The organism is Thermosporothrix sp. COM3 (genome assembly GCF_059696735.1).
This window is the reverse complement of record NZ_AP019376.1, coordinates 2,031,935-2,056,307: the sequence shown is the minus strand read 5'-3', so window position 1 is coordinate 2,056,307 and position 24,373 is coordinate 2,031,935. Positions and strand designations below refer to the sequence as shown.

The following is a 24,373-nucleotide window of genomic DNA, read 5'->3' as shown; positions in this document are numbered from 1 at the left end:
CTATTTATGTTAGACGCCCTGAAAAAAATGGTAGCCGAGCTCTCACCCGAGCAACGCATGACACTGGCCAGACTTCTCCTCCCAGAGAAAGAGCCTGTAGCAATTATTGGGATGGGATGCCGCTTCCCTGGCGGCGCGAATTCACCAGAGGCCTACTGGGATCTTCTCCAAAGTGGAAAGGATGCAATTATTCCTGTGCCTTCGGATCGTTGGGAGCAGGATGCATGGTATGATCCCGATCCAGCAACGCCAGGGAAGATGACTTCTTTCCTCGGCGGCTTTCTTCAGGAAAATATCGCGGAGTTCGACCCGGTTGCTTTCGGCATTACCCCGCGTGAGGCTGCTTCAATGGACCCACAGCAGCGGCTCCTGCTTGAGGTAAGTTGGGAAGCTCTGGACGCGGCAGGCATAGCAAGAGAACATCTAGCTGGAAGCAAAACCGGCGTCTTTATTGCCATTTATCACCGTGATTACTTTACCTTACAGATGTCTGCTCTGGATGAGCTTGATAACTTCAGTATTGCGGGCACTGCCCATTCTATAGCCGCTAATCGGATCTCTTACCTGCTCGACCTCCGAGGACCAAGTCTGGCAGTAGATACCGCCTGTTCCTCCTCGCTCGTGGCGCTCCATCTGGCCTGCCAGAGCCTGCGCACGGGCGAATCTGATCTGGCCCTTGCCGGTGGAGTGAGCGTGATGCTCACGCCAGACGTTACTGTTGGTCTCTCTCAAATGCACGTACTGGCCCCGGATGGCAGATGCAAGCCATTCGATGCACGAGCTGACGGCTTTGTCCGTGGCGAAGGCTGCGGCGTCCTCCTGCTCAAACGCCTCTCCGACGCCATCCGCGATCATGACCCTATCCTCGCCCTCATTCGCGGTTCCTCCCTCAACCAGGACGGTCGCTCCGCCGGCCTCACTGCCCCTAACAGCCTCTCTCAACAGCAGGTCATCGCTCAGGCTCTCGCTCACGCCTCCCTCTCTCCCGCTCAGATCAGCTATGTCGAGACACATGGCACCGGCACCGCCCTCGGCGATCCCATCGAGATAGAAGCTCTCGCTCAGGCCCTCGGCACGGTTGGCCCTCCCTGTCTGTTGGGGGCGGTCAAGAGCAACATCGGCCATCTGGAGGCCGCTGCTGGCATCGCTGGCTGCATCAAGGTTATTCTGAGCATGCAACATGAGCTGATCCCCGCAAACCTGCATTTTGAGCGGTGTAACGAGCATATCCATCTGCAAGGCACCCGCTTGCAGATCGCACAAGAAGCAACCCCCTGGAAACGTGGCGACACACCTCGCTTCGCTGGCGTCAGCTCCTTTGGTTTTGGAGGAACAAACGCGCATGTAGTGCTTGAGGAAGCCCCGGTTGTTCGTGAGATGACTCCTGTCTCATCTATGGAACACTATGTGTTGCCCATCTCAGCACGAACTACAGCGGCATTGCGGGCAGCAGTTGCACAATTCAAAGAACAAATAGCTTCCTGGCGCAAGAACGATCACTCTCTTTACTCCGTCTGTTATACTGCCGGGACGCGTAGAAGTCACTATGAGCGGAGAGCCGCCTTTGTCGCCTCAACCTGGGAAGAGCTAGCGGAGCAGCTCGCCGCATTCTCACAGCCGCCAGAAGCAGAGCGCCATTCCCGGGAGTCATCCAGAGGAATCGTCTATGTTTTCTCAGGGCAGGGAGCACAATGGCCCGGGATGGGACACGAACTCTATACAACGGAAGCAGTATTTCGTAATACCTTCCAGGAATGCGATACCATCTTTCGTCGCTATAGCGGGTGGTCCCTGATTGATACCCTTATGGCGTCACCAGACAGTTCACGCTTAGACGATACCTCAATTGCACAACCGATGATCTTTGCAATTCAGGTCTCGCTTGCGGCGCTCTGGCGCTCCTGGGGAATCATCCCATCCGCAGTTGTCGGGCATAGTATTGGCGAGGTTGCAGCCGCTCATCAGGCCGGTATCCTCGATCTTGAAACCGCGCTTCAACTGGTCTTTTATCGTGGCAGAATTATGCATGCTGTGGCAGGGAAGGGGAAAATGCTTTCAGCGAATATTCCGCTATCACAAGCAGAAGCCCTGCTAGATCGCTATAAAGGAAGGCTCTCCCTTGCAGCACTCAATGCACCCTCTATGGTCACCCTGGCCGGTGATACTGCACTCCTTGAAAAGATCGAGCAGGAGATGCGTGAGAAGCAGATTTTTGCACGGATGATGCCTGTAAACTACGCCTTTCATAGCTATCAGATAGCACCTCTGGGAGACGAGCTACAGGCCGCTCTCCTTCAGCTTCACCCTCAATCTGCCCGGCTTCCCTTCTTCTCGACGGTCTTTGGTCGCAAAATCGAGCCAACTGAAAAGCTAGATGAGGTCTACTGGAAACGTAATATGTGTGAGCCAGTGCTTTTTCAGCATGCCATTATGGAACTGCATAAGGCAGGATATCGCACCTTCCTGGAGGTCGGCGCACATCCAGTACTGGCCCCCGCGCTCCGTGAATGCGTGCAAGAGCAGGGGCTTATTCTTCCGTCGCTGCGGCGCGGGCAGCCCGAACGGCGTCTTCTTCTCCAATCGCTGTCAACGCTCTATAGTTGCGGCTATCAGCCAAACTGGAAGGCACTCTATCAACAGCCCTGCCTCCCTGTGGCGCTTCCGTCGTACCCGTGGCAGAGATCCTATTACTGGCTTCCGTCAGGCAAAAAGCCAGCCGCATCAGCACAGCCACCACTTCAGAAATGGCTCTACGAGGTATGTTGGCAGCCCTATTCAGTCCCATCGACACCAGGGAAGCAACAGGATTGGGTCCTCTTTACGGATAGTTCAGGCGTGGGCGAAACTGTAAAGCATCTACTCCAGGCCAGCGGCCAACGATGTATTACGGTGGCCTCAACTGCACACGCTGACGCCGATTATGTGCTTGAGAGTGCGGAACCATCGGCATACAGGGAGATCCTGAGTGCTATTATGCAGCAGCTCACCACGCGCTCGCTGAATATTCTCCATCTCTGGAGTCTGGATCACTCTGGCGAACCTCCTCACTTCCAGCACGCTCAGCACTCGGGCTGCGAGAGTGTGTTACTGCTTGTTCAGGCACTTGCACACTTAGAGCTGGAACATGACACAGCGCTCTGGTTGGTCACAAAAGCCACTCAGGCTCTCGACACACGCTACTTCACGCCAGGGCTGATGCAGGCACCGCTCTGGGGACTCGGAAGAACGCTCAGACATGAATTTCCTTCGCTCCGCTGTATGCTGGTTGACCTTGATCTTCAGCCGGAGCAGTCCGCATTGCAGACCTTGACTGCACTCCTTACAGAGGAGCAACTTACCGAGGATGAATTCGTCCTGCGTGAGCAAGAGTGCTATGTCAGCAGGCTACGGCCCTATAGCGAGATGCAGCGAGTATCCCTTTCTATCAAAGAACAGAGTGCGTATCTTGTTGCTGGCGGTCTCGGAGGTCTGGGATTAGTGATCGCCGACTGGCTTGTACAGCAGGGAGCACGTCATCTGATTCTGGTAGGGAGGCATGCCCCCGGTGATGACGCGCAGGCGGTTGTTCAAAAACTGCGAAAGGCAGGAGCAGAGCCGCTTGTCTTACAGGCCGATATCACAAATGCAGACGATGTTCGCAGCATTCTCACTACCCTTGAGCAAAAGAAACTTGATCTCAAAGGCGTGATTCACGCTGCCGCTCAGTTAGATGATGCTATTGCGGTTCATACAACTCCTGCGCGGCTCTGGAAGGTGATGGCCCCTAAAATCCAGGGTGCCTGGAACCTGCACCTGAATACAACTCAGTATGCGCTGGATTTCTTTATCCTCTTCTCATCGGTTGCCTCGCTGTTGGGCTCCGCAGGCCAGGGAAGCTATGCAGCAGCAAACGCGTTTCTTGATGCCTTTGCCCATTATCGACGCGCTCAGGGGCTACCAGCTATCGTGATTAACTGGGGTCCCTGGGATACAGTAGGGCAGGTAACAAAGCGGGAAAACCTCGAAACCCAACTGGCGGAACGAGGATTAAAGAGTCTGAAACCGGCCCAGGGATGTGCCATTATTTCCTATCTCCTGGGGCAAGCTCATACACAGGTTGCCGCTATGCATCTCGACATACCACGGTTCCAGACTTTCTACGCCTATCTGTCCCGTTCGTCTCTGCTGGCTGATATCCTGCCGCAGAAAAAAACCGAAGCTGATCAATCGGTGCGCTCACAGATTCTGGCTTTAGATGCATCACAACAGGTACAGGCCATTGAACGAGAACTCAGTTCAATCATCATGGCAAAGACCAAACTGTCCAGTGACGACGTGACGCCACAAAGAACGCTTCTGGATCTGGGGCTAGATTCCCTGACGGCACTTGATATTCAACATACAGTACAAGAACGCCTGGGAGTACGCGTTCCGCTTGTATCCTGGCTCAACAATACAGGGATCGGAACACTGGCAATCCAGATTCAGCAGAGATTACTTGAAGAGACAGCTACAGCGGACACAACAGCTCAGCAAGCTCTCTCATCTCCCGAACAAATAGATGAGCTTCTGGCAAATATAGACTCGCTCTCGGTAGAAGAAATGGACGCCGCCCTGAACAGCTTGTTGCAGCAGAAGAAAGGCGAAAGCTATGAATGACTCTCCCAAGCCACTAACCAATCTTTCTCTCGATGAAAAGCGCCTCTTGCTAAGACGTCTTCTGGAAGAAAAGAAACGGGAGCAAGCAGCGACAGAATTTCATCCGCTCTCCTATGGACAACAGGCGCTCTGGTCCCTGTATCAGTTGGAGCCAGGCAGCACGGCTTATACTATCTTCTGCGCATTGCAATTCACGGCACCGGTGAATAAAACGGCCTTACATCAGGCACTTGAAGCAATCATAACCCGTCACGCCATTCTAAGGACAACCTATGTTGTCAGGGATGGTATCCCCTATCAGCAGATCCATCCTATGCTCAAACCGGCTCTGGAGACCCATTCAGTTGCTTATGTCACGCCGGCATTCCTACGCGAACAGGCAAGTAATCCGTTCGATCTGGAGAAGGGGCCTGTGCTACGCCTGCATCTTTACCACAGCCTTCAGACAGAGCAGGACGTCCTTCTTCTCGTGTTCCACCATATCGCTATTGATCTCTGGTCCCTTGAACTGGTCATACAGGACCTGGAGACAGCATATAAGGCTCTCTCAAGTGGCAGGCAGCCAGCTTTTGCACCGGTCAGAATGTCGTATCTGGACTATACGTATAGACAGCGCAAGCGTATGAGCGAAACGCCCGGGAAGCGGCTAGGAGCATACTGGACCCGGCAACTCCAGGGCGCTCCCCCTGTGTTACAACTGCCTCTTGATTCTCCTCGCCCTCCGATGCAGACCTATCAGGGCGCACGCTACAGCTTCACCCTTGATGCCCATATGACACAACACCTGCGCGAACTGGCAAAAACCGAGAAAACGACCCTCTACACCTTGCTTCTGACAGCCTTTGCGACGTTACTCTATCGGTACACCAATCAAAAAGATATCCTCATTGGCTCCCCGACAGCCGGGCGCGACGAAGCCGAATTAGCAGGGGTCATCGGCTATCTGGTCAATCCTGTGGTCCTGCGAGCGCAATTTTCAGAACATATGGAATTTCGCACCCTTCTCTCTCAGATGCGCGTGACAGTGGCCCAGGCCCTTGAGCATGGAGAATACCCCTTCCCCCTGCTGGTCAAACAACTTCAGATTACAAGAGATCCGGGCCGATCTCCGCTCTTTCAGGTCGCGTTTTCCCTGGAGAAAGAACAGCAAAGAGCAGAGCATGACGCCGCTTTTCATATCCTGTCCGGTGAACAACTGGGAGCCGAGTTTGACCTGACTCTTCAGATCTTTGAGGGTGACGAACATATTACAGCCTGCTGGCGCTACAACAGTGATCTTTTCAGAGAAGCCACGATGGCACGTATGGCAGGCCACTTCCAGGAACTCCTGAAAGCGATATGTGCTTCTCCAAACGCACTGCTGGACTCATATCCGCTGTTGTCCGCCGCAGAGCAGCAACGGATGCTTCGGGATTGGAACAAGACAACATTACCCTATCCCGAAGCGCTCTGTATGCATCATCTCTTTGAGCAACAGGTTGAGCAAACACCGCAGGCTACCGCTCTGATTTGTGGCACAACGCGCCTGACCTACCAGCAATTGAATCAGAGAGCGAATCAACTGGCCCGTTTACTACAGCATCACGGAGTGGGTCCCGAGGTTCCGGTTGGTATCTATCTTCCTCGCACAGAAGATATTGTTGTAGCACTTCTGGCAACCTTGAAAGCGGGCGGCACCTATATTCCTCTCGATCCGGCATACCCTGCTGAACGGATCAGATTTATTCTTCAGGACAGTCGGGCCTCAATAGTGCTGACCAGAAGTGAGCTTGCCCCCATATTCCAGCAGGGGTGTACGCTTATCCGCCTCGATGAAAGACGTGAGCGCTCTCTTCCTATGGAAAACCTGACGGTATCGCTCTCGCCCGAATCGCTCGCGTACAGCATCTATACATCCGGTTCCACCGGGCTTCCGAAAGGAGTTGCGCTGGAACATCGGAATGCAGTCGCTTTCCTTACCTGGGTTTGCCATGCCTTCTCAAAGGAGGATCTGGCAGGCGTTGCAGTCTCAACCTCTATCTGTTTTGATCTCTCTATCTTTGAGATCTTTGCTCCGCTCAGTTGCGGAGGTGCAGCAATCCTGACTGAAAATGCCCTGCAAATTCCAGATGCGGCAGCCCGTGACGAGATCACGCTGATAAATACAGTCCCCTCGGCAATCGCCGCCTTAGTTCAACAGGGTCTGACTCTGGAACGACTACGCATCATTAACCTTGCCGGCGAACCATTGCAGGCCCGGCTCGTCGATCAACTGTATAAAGAGCTGGCGGTTCAGCAGGTAAACGATCTCTATGGCCCTTCGGAATGTACAACATACAGCACCTATACCCTGCGCCGTCAGGGCAAACCACCAACAATTGGGCGCCCGATCTCGAATACGCGCATCTATATTCTCAACGAGCAGCTTCAGGCTGTCCCACCGGGCGTCGTGGGCGAACTCTATATTGGAGGAGCGGGTGTGTCAAGGGGCTATCTCCATCGCCCCGAACTTACAGCGGAACGCTTTCTCCCCGATCCCTACAACGACGGCAAAGAAGGAGCGCGGATGTATCGAACCGGCGATCTGGCGCGCTTTACTGTTGATGGCGAGATCGAGTTTCTGGGACGAGCAGATCTGCAAATCAAGATCAGAGGGTATCGTATCGAACTTGAAGAGATAGAGCATCACCTGTCTACCTTCCCTGGACTCAAGGAAGGGGTCGTCATGGTGAAGGAGCTGGCAGGCGGCAAGCAGCTTGTAGCCTATGTTGTGCCGGAAACGGGTCAGCCACTCGCATCCTCTGACATACGAGCGCACCTGCTTCAATACCTGCCCGATTATATGATTCCGGCCCTCTTTATTCAGCTTCAGGCCCTCCCCCTGACCGCCAATGGGAAAATTGATCGGCAGGCCTTGCCAGAGCCCGAGGCCCACGAATCCGAAAAGCTGTATACGGCCCCGCGAACAAAGAATGAGCAGATACTTGCGGAGATCTGGGCCGAAGTGCTCGGAGTTGAGCGAGTCGGGATCAATGAAACCTTCTTTGAACTGGGAGGTGATTCTATCCTGAGTATGCAGGTCGTCTCGAAGGCGCGCAGCAAAGGACTCCATTTTACTTCGAGGGACATCTTCCGCTACAAAACCATCGCAGAGCTGGCAGTCCATACCAGTGATACGCACATGCTGCAGGCTGAACAGGGCGTTGTGGTGGGACGGGTCCCGCTGACGCCTATTGGCCACTGGTTCTTTGAGCAGCACTTTACCAATCCCCATCACTGGAATCAGGCCCTTTTGCTTCAAGCCAGACAGCCCCTTGATAACAAGAGATTACAAAAAGCCGTGGCCTGCCTTCAAGAGCATCATGATGCGCTTCGCCTGCGCTTCCAGCTTACCGCAAATGGGTGGGAACAAAGCATAGCTGAGGCAAAAGGATTACATGCACCCTATGCCTATGTAGATCTATCCCCTCTCCCCGCTGCTCAACAGGAGAGCATTATGCAGCAGGTGATGGATCAGCTACAAACAAGTATCAATCTGGAAAACGGGCCTCTCTTCTGGGTTGTGCTCTTCCATTTTGGTGAGGGGCAACCTGATAAGCTGTTCTTTACCGCCCATCATCTGGCTGTTGATGGCGTTTCCTGGCGAATTCTGCTTGAGGATATACAAACAGCATACAGCCAGTCTGGTACGGGCACCACACCTTCATTGCCAGCAAAGACAACCTCGCTGAAACAGTGGGCGGAGCGTCTCCAGATCTACGCGCAAGACGCACCGCATGTACCCGAGAATCAGTACTGGTTTGCACAGGTTGGGAACAACCATAGTCATCCACTATTACCGATAGCGCATCCAGGTGGGAGCAATACCGAGGGAGATGCACACACCGTTTCTGTAGCGCTCTCAACCGCTGTAACTCACCACCTGCTTCATACATTGCCTCGGCGCTACCGTATACAACCCGAAGAAGTGCAGATTACAGCGCTTGCTCTGGCTCTGTCCGCTTCTGCTGGCCGAGAGACTATTGTGCTGGACCTTGAGGGGCATGGAAGAGAACACCTGTTTGATGAATGTGATCTCGCTCGAACGGTAGGCTGGTTTACCTCTTTGTATCCTGTCCACCTCTCACTTTCAGAGCGGACACCGGTTCAGGCCCTCAAGCAGGTGAGAGCGCAATTGCAGAAGATCCCTCAGCGCGGTATGACCTATGGCATCTTACGGTATCTCAGCGGCGAAAAGCAGCTTGCACAGCTATCGACTTCCGAAGTTCTCTTTAACTACCTGGGACATTTTGACCTCGCCACCGATACGAATGCCCTTTTTGAGACGGCGCTTTCCTTCCCGGGAAACCTGCGCAGCCCCGATGCCAGAAGAAGCCATATACTGGAAATCAACACCATGCTTCTTCAAGGGCAACTGCATATTCACTGGACATGTAGCAAGCACCAGTTCAGCCATGATGTGATAGCACAACTTGCCCGGGACATGCTTCATTTTATAGAACAGATCGTGTCAGAGCATAGCACGTTCCAAAACATCTATACTCTTGCCGATTTCCCCCTGATCGATCTGAGTCAGCAGCAGCTTGATCATCTCGTGTACAGACTTCAACAGGGCGGGCACGAGCTCGCTGAGTATGCTATTGAAGAGCTTCTTCCCCTTTCTCCATCGCTTCAAGGCATGCTCCTTTCTTCGCTGACAGAGGAAACGGATAAATATAGAGAGCAATTTGTCTGCACGCTGCATGGCTCACTTTCCATAGAGCAATTGCAGCACCGCTGGCACGAGCTTGTGAGCCTGCACGCGGCGCTCCGTTCAAGCTTCGTTTGGGATCCCGCCCCTTTACAGATTATATGGAGTGATAGGCCCGCATCTCAGAAAGAGCTTCAGTTCTATAACTGGCTCTCACTTCCATCTGCACAGCAGGACGAAGCCCTCCAAAAAGTGCTGGCAACGGAAAGAGAGCGCTGCAACCTGAGTATTGGTCCTTTGATTACCCTGACGCTCTGCCAGTTGGATGAAGCAGCTTTCAAGCTCGTTCTGACCTACCATCACCTTGTTCTTGATGGTTGGAGCCTCTCTTTGTTACTTGATGCTCTGTTTGCTCCTGCCCTTCCCACACAATCCGCTCCTTATAATATATATATGCGTTGGTTGCAAAAACAGGACCTGACAGCCGCCGAACATTTCTGGCGCTCACAACTGGCCCATTTTACACAGCCGACCTGTCTTGGCGTTGAAGCAACTACTCATTGTTACGCAGAACAAACTGTACAACTGGATGCCGAAGGAACACACCGGTTACAAACAACATTACAGCGGCAGCATATCACCCTGAACACGCTCTTCCAGGGACTCTGGGCGCTCCTTCTGGCCCATTATCTGGACCGAGATGACATCGCGTTTGGGGTCACAACTGCCGGGCGCCCCGCGGAGATCGCAGGTATCGAAACCATCATCGGTTGTTTTATCAATACGATACTGCTTCGTCTCAATGTCCAGCACAAGCAAGATTTCTGGTCGTGGCTGGCCGAGATACAGGAATCCTTTGCGGAGACACAGCAATTTCAGTATTGCTCAGCAGGTCAGATCCACCAATGGAGCGACGTTCCAGCGACAAAGGCGCTCTATGATAGCATTCTTGTCTTTGAAAATTATCCGCTGGGTGAACGCCACATTACGAGCCGCAACCTCACCCTTCATCTACGAGATGCCTTCTACCAGGGCGCACGTACCGAATACGCTTTGACGCTTATGATCCTGCCCGGCTCGGCACTGCGTGTTCGCGCTATCTATGACAGAGAACGCCTTGATGAAGCCTTTGTAGAACATATCCTTCAGCAATTGACCATGCTGCTGCGCTCTATCGCAGATCGGGGACAGGTTCAGGATCTCTTCTCGCTTCTTCCCGCTGAAACGAGAGGCAGTCGCAAGGTCGTTGTCGCGCATACAGAAAAAGCAGAGGTAGCAACACCACAAACACAGACAGAACGGCGGCTGGCCACGATCTGGCAACAGACGCTTGGCCTGGAAATGGTCGATACCCGGAGCAACTTTTTTATGCTTGGCGGTCATTCCTTGCTGGCAACCGCTCTCATCGCCCGCATACAGGATGAGTTTCAGGTGAGCCTGTCTCTGACAAAGCTCTTTGCCGCTCCGACTATTGTAGAACAGGCACAAGAAATTGATTTGCTTCTACGCAGTCAACAGGCCGACAATAGCGTGAACTTGCCCGAGCTTGTACCAGCGCCACAGGAGCGCTTCCAGCCCTTTCCGCTCACTGATGTGCAGTACGCGTACTGGGTTGGACAAAATAATATGTTTGCTCTTGGTAATACAGCAGCGCACCTCTATGCGGAAGTCGATGCGCCAGACCTCGATCTTGAATTGTTCCAACGCTGCTGGCAACGGCTGATTGAGCGGCATGAAATGTTGCGGATGATTGTTACCGAAGATGGACAACAACGCATTCTGGCAGACGTTCCATCCTATAAGATCCAGACTGTGGACCTGCGCGACCATCCAGATCGCGACAGCGAACTGAAGCGTATTCGCGAGGAAATGGCTCATCATATTCTGCCTGCCGAACGTTGGCCACTGTTTGACATCCGAGCGTCTCTGCTGAACGACCATTGTACGCGGCTGCATTTTAGCTTTGACCTGCTGATTTGTGACGCCTTTAGCCTGCAAATTATCAGTCGCGAACTGACACAGTTGTATCAGCATCCGGAGAGCGAACTTCCAGCGCTTGATCTCTCATTCCGTGACTACATTTTGCATGAAAGGGCTCTCCGTTCACTACCGGTATATACACAATCCCTGGCATACTGGCGACAACGGCTCTCCTCACTGCCACCTGCTCCCATCTTACCTCTGGTAAAGCAGCCCGAGGAGATCGAGCGCCCTCGCTTCCAGCGTCGCAGCACACGCATGAGCCGCACCAATTGGCAGCGCCTCAAAACCTATGCAATGGAAGAGGGACTGACTCCTTCTACACTCCTGCTGGCAGCCTTTGCCAGAACGCTTGCCAGTTGGTGCAATGAAGATCATTTCACGCTGAACCTGACCATCTTTCATCGACTCCCCCTTCACCCACAGGTGAATGAGGTACTTGGAGACTTTACCTCGCTCATTTTGCTAGAGGTCGCACCACAGGAACAGCTCTCCTTCTTGAAATGGGCCAAACAGCTCCAATTGCAGCTCTGGCAAGATCTGGACAATCGCTATGTAAGCGGGGTACAAGTGCTACGTGAACTTGCACAGAAGCAGCAGGAAAGTGGCACTCTCTTCATGCCCGTCGTCTTTACCAGCGTTCTACCACCAACATCCGATACAACAATTGAACCCTGGTTAGGAAAACTGGGAACGCTCACATATAGCATCTCCCAGACACCTCAAGTCTGGCTGGATCATCAGGTAACAGAAGAAAATGGCGAGCTTGTGCTGCTCTGGGATGCCGTAGAAGAGCTTTTCCCACCGGGCCTCCTGGACGATATGTTCAGCTCGTATTGCACCCTTTTACAGACGCTAGGGCAAGCACGCGAAAGCTGGAACAGAAGGACGCCACACACGCTGCTTCCCTTACCACAGCAGGAGATGATTACATCTATCAATACCATTGCCGAACAGCCAGAAAAGGTCCTGTTACATACCCCCTTCCTGCAACAGGTGAGGAAGAGGCCAGAACACGTCTCCTTGATTACAGCTCAACGGAGCTTTTCCTACCTCGATCTCTATACACATGCATATCAGCTCAGCCAACAGCTCAAGCAGCACAAAGTCAGGCCCAATACGCTTATAGCTATTGTCATGGAGAAAGGATGGGAACAGATTGTTGCTACTCTGGGCGTTCTCTTTGCAGGAGCCGCCTATCTCCCTATAGATGCGCGGCAGCCTCAGGAGCGGATCCACTATATGCTTGAACACGGAGATGTCCCGGTCGTCCTGACACAGCCACAATTCAAGGATCGGCTATCCTGGCCCGAACAGGTCCATGTGCTTGCTATCACCGATGATCTGGTACAGGCTCCGGTCGCCTGCCAGGAACATGCTGAACAGGAGCCCGAAGATATAGCCTATGTCATTTATACCTCTGGTTCTACCGGTCACCCCAAAGGTGTTGTGATTGATCATCAGGCAGCAATGAATACGATCCTGGATATCAACAGGCGCTTTCAGGTCACGGAACAGGACCGAGTATTCGCGCTCTCTTCACTCAGCTTTGATCTCTCGGTCTATGACATCTTCGGCGCGTTGGCAGCCGGAGCAACCATTGTTCTGCCCCAAGCGACAGAGACACGTGACCCGGCGGCCTGGTGTCGGGCTATTCAGCAGCATCGAGTGACGATCTGGAATTCTGTGCCCGCGCTGATGAGCATGCTGGTTGAGTATGCCCAGGGAAGTGCATACAGCCTGCCACAAACGATCCGCCTTGTGCTGCTCAGTGGCGACTGGATTCCCCTGTCATTGCCTGAGCAGATCACGGCCCTGTTTTCCGAAGCCAGTGTTATCAGCCTGGGAGGCGCCACTGAAGCCTCAATCTGGTCTATCTACTACCCGATTACAAGCATCCAGCCAGAATGGAAGAGCATTCCTTATGGGAAGCCACTTACCAATCAGCAGTTTTACGTTTTCAACAAAGCATTCGAGCTTTGCCCCACCTGGGTTCCCGGACAGCTTTATATCGGTGGTCATGGACTGGCTCAGGGATACTGGCGTGACCCGCAAAAAACACATGCCAGTTTCATTCGCCACCCTGTAACCGGGGAACGACTCTACAAAACCGGCGATCTGGGACGCTATCTACCAGATGGCAATATAGAGTTTCTCGGACGTGAAGATTTTCAGGTGAAAGTAGGTGGATATCGCATCGAACCCGGTGAGATCGAGGTAGCTTTAGTTCAGCTCCCCGAAATTGACTCGGCTATTGTCACTGCTGTTGGTGAGCAGTTTGAGCACAAGCGGCTGCTGGCATATGTTATTCCCGCACAGCAGGCAACGGGGAGCGCTTTCGATTGGAACCAGCTTCAGGCTTGCTGGCAGGAACATATACACACCTTCTCTATTCCCTCAGTGACACCAGAGGTCATTGAGACAGAACAAAAACTGGAAGAGGTCCTTATTCTGGCAGTCTGTAAAGCACTTCGAGATATGGGGGTCTATCATACTGCGGCTGAAAGCTATACGCTTGATGAGCTGATGGAGGTCTGTAAGATCCATCCCCGGTACCGAAAATGGCTGACAAGAAACATGGCTCTTCTCACAAAGAGGGGCCTCCTGGTACAGACTCGTGAGCGCTTTGAGGCCAGAGAACCGCTACCGGCAACCGATATTACCGAAGTCTGGCACCAGTACCATGAGACGGCAGCAAAGGTAACAAATCAGGCGCTGCTACAACTTGGCTGGCTGGAGCACGTTTCCGAAACTCCGCCACCGACTGTAACCAGGCTGAGTGCAATCTTGCGAGAAGATGTCCATTCAGCAGAGATCTACGTCTCTTCAGAGACAGTGGCAAGCTACCGCTTCTTCCACTACTGTAATCTACTTGCCAGGCAAATCACTGCCGATCTGGTACAACACTATCCCGCCCCTCGCAAACTGCGCGTCCTGGAGGTGGGAGCCGGCTTCGGCACAACTACAGAATATATTCTACCGGCATTTCCAGCGGAAAGAACGAATTTTGTCTTTACAGATATCTCACGATACTTTCTGCAAGAAGCCCGTACGAAATTTGCCCATTACCCGTTTATGACCTATGACATTCTCAATATTGAGGAGAATCCACAGGCGCAGGGCTACGATCTGCATAGCTTCGATCTGATCATTGCTTCCAGCGTCTTGCATGCAACAGCCCGCATAGAACAATCCCTTGCGCATATTCGTTCGCTGCTTGCGCCAAATGGTCTGCTGCTCCTTCTCGAAGAAACAGCCTTCCACCCCTCTTTTGATCTGGCAATGGGCTTGCAGCAAGGCTTTGATCGTTTTGAAGATACCGAAATACGGTGGCCTCATCCGCTCCTTTCACGGGCACAATGGGCAGAGATCCTGAAGAAGCAGGGCTTCCAGACATCGATCAACCTGCATCAGCCAGGCTCAATTACAGATTACTTCGGGCTGGATCTCATTCTTGCTCAGGGTCCAAATACCGTAAGGACGTTACAGAGCGAGCATATACTTGAGAGCTTGCGCAAGCGCCTGCCTGAGTATATGCTTCCGACTTCAATTATTCCGTTAGAACGCTTTCCTCTCACGGCGAATGGCAAAGTTGATCGAAAAAGGCTTCCATTACCTGCTCAGCCAGCGAGACAGCAGGAAGTGAGCGAAGCAGTTCCCCGGTCTTGCTCGCCTACAGAGGCCCGGCTTATCGAGATATGGTGCGATTTGCTCGATCTGGAGAGAGTGGCCCTTGACGCAAACTTCTTTCAGCTTGGCGGCGACTCTTTACTTGCAACGCGACTCCTTTCACGTATTCGATCAGTCTTTGATCTGGAACTCCCGCTGCAAAGCATTTTCAGTAATCCGACCATTTCCATGCTGGCTACGAAGCTGGATCAACAGAAGAAGGAGAAAAACGTTCCTTCCTCATCTATTACAACGCTGGCGTCACAAACCAGAAATGACTTGCTCAAACAGATAGATCAGCTCTCGGCTGATGAAGTGCGCTCTTTGCTCAAACAAATGTTAACAGCGAAGGAGGAGAACGAGTAATGGCCCACGAGCAGCAGAATTTTATTGAAATGTTAAGCGGAGAAGAGCAGCGCCAGCTTCTGGTAAAGCTGTTGCAGGAACAGCAGCAAGGAGTGCAGTCTTTTGAGCTTTCCTTTGCGCAGCAGCGACTCTGGTTCATTCACCAATTGCTTCCGCAGAGCCCCGCTTATAATGTACCAATGGGCATCCGCCTCTGTGGAGCGCTTGACAGAGCGAGACTGCAAAAGAGTCTTGATCTTATCATAGAGCGACACGCAACCCTGCGTACACGCTTCATCGAGGAAAACGGGCAGCCCCGTCAGTTGCCGCAACCCGCAGAATCTCTTGAGCTTCACTACGAAGACTTCAGCGAGACAGAGGGGTTTTCTTCCGCCCTGGTACAGAAACGTATTCTCCAGGAAGTACATCGCCCTTTTGATTTGCAGCAAGGCCCGCTTCTTCGCGGCAGCCTCTATCGCTTCGGAGAAGAAGAGCACTTCCTGTTGCTCACCATGCACCATATCATCTCAGATGGCTGGTCCCTGCGCGTCATCGAGAAGGAATTAGGCACGCTCTACGAAGCGCTAGGGCGACAGGAAGAGCCTCTTCCGCTTCAAAAGCTCCCCATCCAGTATGTTGATTTCGCTTACTGGCAACGGCAGCAACTTCAGGAAGAGGCATTAACAGAGCATCTGGCTTACTGGCGTGAACAGTTACAGGACCTACAACCGCTCTCTCTACCGACCGATTATCCCCGGCCAGCCCTACCGGGATATCAGGGAAAGCGGGTCCGTATCCAGATCCCATTACATTTGACCCAACAACTGGAAGCCCTGGGACAGCGAGAGGAAGCGACTCTTTTTATGTCTCTCCTCACTGTCTTCCAGATTCTCCTGTCTCGCTATACAGGCCAGCTTGATATTGCAGTTGGCTCGCCCATTGCCAATCGAACGCGTCAGGAGATCGAAGGACTGGTCGGCTTTTTTGTGAACAGCCTGGTTTTACGCACAAAACTGGATGAGCAGGCTTCTTTTCTGGATCTATTACGCCTTGTCAGAGACATCACGCTGGATGCATATGCGCACCAGGATCTCCCATTTGAACGTTTGGTAGAGGAGCTACAACCGGAACGCGCCTTGAACCGAAATCCGCTCTTTCAGATCGTTTTCGCGCTTCAAAGCACCCAGATGGAGACTATTCAGCTTACAGACTTATGCCTGGAGCCGCTGGTAATCGACAATGAAGTGACTCGCTTTGATCTTGAATTCCATATCGGTCGTACTGCGCACGGGCTGGAAGGCGTCTTCATCTACAATACCGACCTCTTCGCCGAAGCCACCATTGAGCGTATGGTCCATCACTATACCAATCTCCTGGAGGAGATCGTCCAGCACCCTCAACAGCCGCTTCAGCATGTGCGCATGTTAAGCGATAGCGAATATCAGCAACTGATCTTTCAGTGGAGCCAGTCAGCCTCTACAGGAGCCGCCTGGCAGAGCGTGATAGAACAAATTGAGACTCAGGCCGTTCAGCGTCCCGATGCCCTGGCTGTGGAGCAAGGGACGCTTCGGCTGACATATCACGAGCTGAACAAGCAGGCAAACCAGCTAGCGCACTTCTTGCGAGCAGCGGGCATCACCACAGAGAGCCGGATTGGTGTGCTTCTTGAGCGTACTCCCTGGCTTCTCGTTGCATTGACCGGTATCCTCAAAGCAGGCGGAGCCTATATTCCGCTCGACCCCGAGGCACCAGAGGCGCGAAATCGGCAACTGCTTCAGGAAGCCGAGCCTGACCTTCTCCTGACCCAGCAACATATCTCTTGTCGCTATCTTGAACAGAGCGATACTCACATTGTCGTGCTGGATAGCCAGGAAACACAGGCGGCCCTTGCGCAGATGCCCGTAGATAATCTCTGCCTCTCGCTAGAGCCGGAGACGATTGCATATACGATCTATACTTCTGGCTCGACAGGGAAGCCAAATGGCGTTCAGATTTCACACGGGAGCCTGTTCAACCTTGTTTGCTGGCATTGTCGCAGCTTCGCCGTCACCTCGGATGATCGCACAACGTTGCTGGCAGGCCTGGGATTCGATGCCTCGGTCTGGGAACTCTGGCCGTACCTCTGCCGTGGGGCAAGCTTCTACCTGCCGCCAGATAACGATACTCGCCTTGATCCCTCCACCTTACAACGCTGGTTACAGCAACAACACATCAGCATCTGTTTTGTGCCAACTCCTCTCGCCGAGCAAATCCTACAGTTACCCTGGGAGCCAAACACGGCCCTTCGGCTTATGCTCACAGGCGGGGATCGCTTACACTCGATCTCTCTGGCACAGATACCCTTCACTCTGGTGAACAACTATGGTCCAACAGAGAATACAGTTGTCACGACCTCGACGCCTGTCAGTCCTGCCGAGATAGAGCGAGAGATCCTGCCTCCGATAGGCCGCCCTATTGATAACGTTCGCATCTACATTCTGGATAGCGAATTGAGGCCCGTGCCAGTCGGGGTCATCGGGGAATTGTATTGCAGTGGAAAAGGGTTAGCACGGGGCTACTTGCATAGACCCGACCTGACCGCCGAAAAGTTCCTCCCAGACCCTTTCTCAACTGAACCCGGCGCACGCATGTACCGAACAGGTGATCTGGTTCGCTATCGCTCAGATGGGCAGATCGAGTTTATAGGAAGGCACGATTTTCAGGTAAAGATTCGAGGGTTTCGTATCGAGTTAGGAGAGATCGAAGCGACATTGCGTTTGCAGCCGGGAGTCAGAGAGTGCAGCGTGCAGGCATATGAAGGCCCCGGAAATGAGAAACGCCTGATCGCATATGTTGTTCCCGAGAAGGTAGCAGGAGATGCACAGCAGCACCTTTACCAGCAGGAATTAGTGGAACAATGGCAGGATCTCTATGACGAAACCTATCTTCAAAAGTTGCCAGAGCAGGAAAATGACTTTAATATTATCGGCTGGAACAGTAGCTACACAGGTGAGCCTCTGCCAGCCGAGGAGATGCGCGAGTGGCGCGACAGCACTCTACAGCAGCTCCGAAATCTGCATCCAAGCCGTGTCCTTGAAATCGGGTGCGGAACTGGCCTGCTTCTCTTGCAACTGGCAGGAGAATGCGAGCGCTACGTTGGTACTGACTTCTCCAGGGTCTCATTGCAGCAGGTCAGCGCGCTGGTCCAAGAACGCCACTGGTCGCATGTAAGCCTGCTTCAGCGCCGTGCCGACGAGGAGATAGGATTGAATGATGAGCGCTTCGACCTTGTGATTCTCAATTCTGTTATTCAGTACTTCCCGGACGTTGAGTACCTGCTTCAGGTCTTGAAACAGGCCGTACAACGCCTGTCACCCGGTGGCGTGCTCTTCATTGGCGATGTGCGTGACCTGCGCTTGCTGGAGGTATTCCGCGCCGAAGTTCGGCTTCTGAATGCGGATGCCAGTGCAACAATCGGAGAGCTTCTACAACAGGTTCAACGAGATGTGCGACAGGAAGAAGAGTTCTTACTTCATCCACAATTTTTTGAATGTTTGCCTGCATACCTGTCTCGCATCCGCGAGGTCACTATTCGTGTGAAAAAGGGGAAGGCGCACAACGAATTAACGAAATATCGCTACGACGTTCTGCTGAGACTCGACCAACAGGAAGAGATACCCCCGGAGCGAGAAGAACTCTCCTGGCAGAGTGATTGGACACCTGAACAGCTCCGATCGCGCTTGCAGCAAGCCTCTGCACCACTGCTGGTCGTTAAAAACGTCCCCAATGGCCATGTACAGCGGCCTCTACAACAATGGCATAGGCTCAACGAAGCAGAAACATCCCTGACTGTTGGCGAGTTTCGGGCACAGGTCAGCAAGGCTGATACCATAGATCCCGAGGTGTTCCGGTCGCTTGCGCACGATCTCTCCTATGTTTGCGATATTCGGCATACCGGCGTAGCTGACACCCTTGAACTGCTCTTCGCGAAGGAAAATACCCCTGAAGCCGTCGCTCTTCTCAGCGGCAAAGGATCTAGAACCGGCACCCGGTCCGCAGAGCTTCCGCTGAACTGGTCACGCTTCGCGAACAATCCTTTACGGCGCAAGCAGGAAGCGTTGCTTGAGCAGCAAATTCGCGCCTTCCTGAGCGAGCGCTTGCCTGAATATATGCGACCCACCTCAATCATGCAAATAGATGCACTTCCTCTCACGGCACATGGGAAGGTTGATCGGAAACGTCTGCCCGTCCCGACGGATTATCCGGCAAATACACAGGGGATATGGGTATCACCACGAACAGAGCTTGAAACGCGTCTTGCTCAGATCTGGGCGGAGGTTCTGGGAGTCAGGCGGCTCAGCATCAAAGACAACTTCTTTGAACTTGGAGGGCACTCGCTGCTTGGCACACAACTTATGACCCGGATTCGCAGCAACTTACAACTGGAACTTCCCTTAAAGCTTCTCTTTGAAGCACCAACAGTTGAAGCGATGGCGGCCAGGCTGGAACAGTATACACAGGAACACTATGAAGCCATTCCCATCTTGAACGAGCGCGAACGTCCCCTTCAGCTTTCTTTTGCCCAACAGAGATTATGGTTTCTGGACCAGCTCGCTCCCGGCAATCCCTTTTATAATGTCCCTATTGCCTTGAAGTTAACCGGTCCCCTGCATCACACAGCTCTGGAACAGAGCATTCGCGAGATATTGCGCCGTCATGAGAGTCTACGCACCGTCTTTCGCGTCTATCAAGGGGAACCACATCAGGTGATCCTTTCGCCAGATACGCTACCAGAACAGCTTCTCCCGCTCATAGATCTTACTTCGTTTTCTCCTGAGGAACAGGCAGAGAGAAGCCGCCAACTGGCAATAGAGGAGGCTCAACGCCATATTGATCTTGCCCGGGACTTGATGTTGAGGGCCGTTCTGTTGCGTCTTGCTCCAGAAAGTCACATTCTTTTGCTCACGCTACATCATATCGCCGCCGATGGCTGGTCCATGCAGGTACTGAGCCGCGAGCTAAGCGCTTGCTACACGGCCTTCTTGAAAGGGGAAACGCCATCATTACCGCCACTTCCCGTGCAGTATGCAGATTTTGCACTCTGGCAGCGGCAGCGGCTAACCGAGGATGAGCTTGAGAAACACCTTGCGTACTGGACAAAACAACTGGAAAAGCTCCCCTTCTTCGAGATCCCGACGGACTTCCCGCGATCGCGCACTGAGAGTTTTCGCGGGGCACAGATGCACTTTTCTATTCCTGCCTCCCTTGTTGCCCGCCTTCAGACGCTCAGCCAGAAGGAAGGAGTCACCCTGTTCATGACGCTGCTGACGGCTTTTCAAACCTTGCTCATGCGTCATAGCAGGCAACAAGACATTGTAGTCGGTTCTCCTATCGCAAATCGCCGTCAGGTTGAGCTAGAGCAGCTCATTGGCTTTTTTGTCAATACGCTGGTCCTACGTGTTGACCTGTCCGGGAACCCGTCGTTTCTAGAGGCATTGCACAGAGTGCGTGAGGTCACGCTTGGAGCATATGAACATCAGGATTTGCCGTTTGAGCGACTGGTAGAAGAGCTGCAGCCAGAACGAAATCTGGCCTATAATCCGCTCTGTCAGATCCTTTTCCAGCTTGTTAATACGGCTAGCACCTCTGTCTCCTTACCCGGTATCATTGTTGAATCGATCTGGGAGGATAATAAGACAGCAAAGTTTGACGTACAGCTCTCCTGCGTTCACCAGGGTGAGGATCTGTTCTGTATCTGGGAATATAACACCGACCTGTTCCATGCAGATACTATTGAGCGGTTAACGAAACATTTCTTGCGCCTTCTCACAGAAATCGTTGCCAACCCCCAACAGCGCATTCAGAAGATAGCCTTACTTGAGGAAGATGAGCTGCAACAGCTCTTAGTCACCTGGAATAGGACCCGGCTGGATTACCCACAGGACCAATGTATTCACCAGTTCTTCGAGAGACAGGCCGAGCAAACGCCTGAGGCCCTCGCCCTTGCATATGAGGGACACAATATTCCGTATCAGGTCTTGCAGCAGCGTACGAACCAGCTTGCCCACTACCTTCAGCGGCAGGGAGTACAAAGTGAGAGCCCGGTTGGTATCTGTTTTGACCGGAGTCCAGAACTTATTATCGCAATGCTGGCAATTTTGAAGGCAGGTGGTGCATATATTCCGCTTGATCCAGCCTATCCACCGGAACGTCTGGCGTTTATGATCCAGGATGCAGGCATCTCCATCCTGCTGACGCACTCCAGACTGGTCGGGCTCTTTGCACAATCACAGCTTCCCTCGGTGCTGACGCTGGATACACTTGATGCAACCCTGGCAGAGGAATCAGTTCAACCACCGTCCACAGATGTACAGCCGGACTCGCTCGCCTATATCATCTACACATCGGGATCTACAGGCGCGCCGAAAGGGGTGATGATATCCCATCGCAGCCTGCTGAATCTTGTTCGATGGCATCAACACGCATTTCAAGTTACCTGTCATGATCGGGCAACACTGGTCGCAGGCGTCGCCTTCGATGCCTCAACCTGGGAAATCTGGCCGTATCTGCTCGCGGGAGCCAGTCTGCACATTCCCCCACAAGACCTCCCCAAGGATGCAATACGGCTTCAGCGCTGGCTTATTGAGCACTCAATCACCATCAGCTTTCTCCCAACGCTCCTGGCAGAAGCCATATTGCCGCTCTCATGGCCTTCTGATAGTGCCCTTCGTTTGCTCCTGACCGGCGGCGACAAGTTAAACCATTATCCAGCCCCTTCCCTTCCGTTTCTGCTGATGAATAACTATGGTCCGACAGAGAACGCAGTTGTGACCACATCTGGCAGAGTACTTCCCGAAGAGGCAAATGCAGGCGCTCCCCATATAGGTCGCCCTATCTCTAATACCAGGGTATATGTGCTTGATGAGGAGCTACAGCCTGTTCCGCCCGGCGCTCCGGGAGAACTCTTTATTGGTGGGCAGAGTTTGGCGCGTGGCTATTTCCACCACCCGGACCTGACCGCCGAACGCTTTATCCCCGACCCATTCAGCAACAAGCCCGGAGAGCGATTGTATAGCACCGGAGATCTGGTCCGTTATCGCGCAGATGGCAACATAGAATTCCTCGGGCGACGGGATTTTCAGGTCAAACTACGAGGCTTTCGGATCGAGCTTGAAGAGATTGAAGCGGTTCTTAGACAGCATGAGGGCGTACAGGAAGCCGCTGTTGTTTTACCCGGAAAGACCGCCGAAGAAAAACGTCTGGTTGCCTGCGTTGTTCCCCGCCAGGAAATGCTTTCCTCTTCAACAGGCATGGCGGGAGAACATGTTTCCTCCTGGCAGCACTTCTATGAAGAGTTGTATCACGTACGTGAGGAACTGGCTGATCCTACCTTCAACCGGATCGGATGGATCAGCAACTATACCGGGCTTCCCTTTTCCGAGGAAGAAATGCGAAGTTGGCTTGAAGACACCATCCATGAGATACGTCGTTTACAGCCACGTCGTATTCTTGAGATAGGTTGCGGAACTGGTATGCTGCTTTTTAAGCTGGCCCCGGCGTGTGAGGTGTATTATGGAAGCGACTTCTCAGCCCAATCATTGGCTTATATTGAGCAAACGCTGAAAGAGCTAGATACCCCTCTCCCCCAGGTACATCTGTGGCAACGTTATGCCGACGACTTTCGTAACTGGGAGAACGACTTCTTTGATGTTATTATCCTCAATTCGGTCGTTCAATACTTTCCCGATGTCCATTACCTTCTGCGCGTCTTGCACGGAGCAATCGAGCGGCTGGCACCAGGAGGAGCGATCTTCCTGGGTGATGTCAGAAGCCTTCCGCTCCTGGAAATGTTCCAGCTAGCAGTACAGCTTGAACAGGCACCAGACAGCATTACAAAAGAACAACTACAGCAAAGGGTGATGCATGATCGCCACCTGGAAGAGGAGCTTGTCATTGATCCTGCCCTGTTTGTTGCTCTGGCACAACAGCATCCGCGACTCAAGCAGGCACACATCTTTCCCAAGCGTGGGCCACAGCACAATGAGCTCACCCAGTTCCGTTATCAGGTGATCTTGTACGCCGATCAGCCAGCAAAAGAGCCTCCCCTTTCCTGCCCCTGGCTTGCCTGGGAAACAGGAATGCTCGCACACCTGCACACACTGCTGACAGAGCAAAGACCGACGGTGATCGGCATTGAGCATATTCCAAATGCACGCCTGGATCATCTGTTAGCCGCGCAGCAGTGGCTCGAAGCGCCCAATAAGACAAGCACTCTGGAAACCTGGCGACAAATGCCTATCCAGGCACAAGGTATAGAGCTTCAAGAGCTTGAGGAGATAGCGAAAGCAACAGGATATGCTGCCTTTTTCAGTTGGGCCAGGCAGGAAGAGCGAGGCAGCTATGATGCCCTGTTTGTTCGTCGTGATCAGGCTATATCGGAACAGACCATTCTTGCTGCATTCCCTCGTCCATCCCTTCAAGCGAACTGGCATGACTATGCCAATCAGCCGCTCGAAAAGAAAACAGAGCGTCACCTTCTCACACGACTGCGTAGCTATCTTCAGAAACGGCTGCCCGAATACATGGTGCCCGCTCGTATCATGTTTCTTGATGCCTTACCACTCACGCCAAACGGCAAACTTGATCGAAATGCGCTGACCGAACTGGCCTCACTCGATACTTCGGCGACAAAGGAGAAACAGCAGGCAGCACCTCGTACGCCTGTGGAGCAGACGCTTGCCGATATCTGGTGTCAGGTGTTAAAGCTGGAACGGATCGGCATTCATGAGAATTTCTTTGAGCTGGGCGGCCACTCGCTCCTTGCCACACAGGTTGTCTCGCGTATTAACAACGTCTTTCAGATGGAGCTTCCCTTACGGGCGCTCTTTGAAACGCCAACAATCGCGGAAATGGCGCAGTATGTTACTGGTCATCAGCAAACAACTGCACCACAGAACACGCTACAGGGAGAAGATACCTTCAGTTCAGAAGATGCAGACCAACTCCTGGAACAGTTGGATGAGTTGCCAGAAGATGCCCTTGATGAACTGCTCAATACCCTGTTACACAACGACGAGAAATAATAAGCCATAG

The 24,373-nt window shown here is 52.9% G+C and carries 3 protein-coding genes; all 3 read left to right on the top strand.

Annotated features, from left to right (window positions below; genetic code table 11):
* Positions 1-27: 27 nt before the first annotated feature.
* The 3 genes from KTH_RS08930 to KTH_RS08920 are packed head-to-tail and all read left to right on the top strand — an operon-like array spanning position 28 to position 24,363.
* Positions 28-4,638 (top strand): type I polyketide synthase, encoded by a 4,611-nt coding sequence (locus KTH_RS08930; protein ID WP_497617965.1) that lies wholly within the window; start codon positions 28-30, stop codon positions 4,636-4,638.
* Positions 4,631-15,322: an amino acid adenylation domain-containing protein gene (locus tag KTH_RS08925; RefSeq protein WP_497617964.1), complete on the top strand. Its 10,692-nt coding sequence runs from the start codon at positions 4,631-4,633 to the stop codon at positions 15,320-15,322. The genes KTH_RS08930 and KTH_RS08925 overlap by 8 nt, the downstream gene beginning before the upstream one ends.
* Positions 15,322-24,363 carry an amino acid adenylation domain-containing protein gene (locus tag KTH_RS08920; protein WP_497617962.1) on the top strand — a complete coding sequence of 3,014 codons (9,042 nt, stop codon included), beginning with the start codon at positions 15,322-15,324 and terminating at the stop codon, positions 24,361-24,363. The genes KTH_RS08925 and KTH_RS08920 overlap by 1 nt, the downstream gene beginning before the upstream one ends.
* Positions 24,364-24,373: the final 10 nt, after the last annotated feature.

What these genes read in the sequence shown, in the direction of transcription:
- KTH_RS08930 (WP_497617965.1), top strand. Translation starts at nt 28, where the DNA reads ATGGTAGCCGAGCTCTCACCCGAGCAACGCATGACACTGGCCAGACTT.
- KTH_RS08925 (WP_497617964.1), top strand. Translation starts at nt 4,631, where the DNA reads ATGAATGACTCTCCCAAGCCACTAACCAATCTTTCTCTCGATGAAAAG.
- KTH_RS08920 (WP_497617962.1), top strand. Translation starts at nt 15,322, where the DNA reads ATGGCCCACGAGCAGCAGAATTTTATTGAAATGTTAAGCGGAGAAGAG.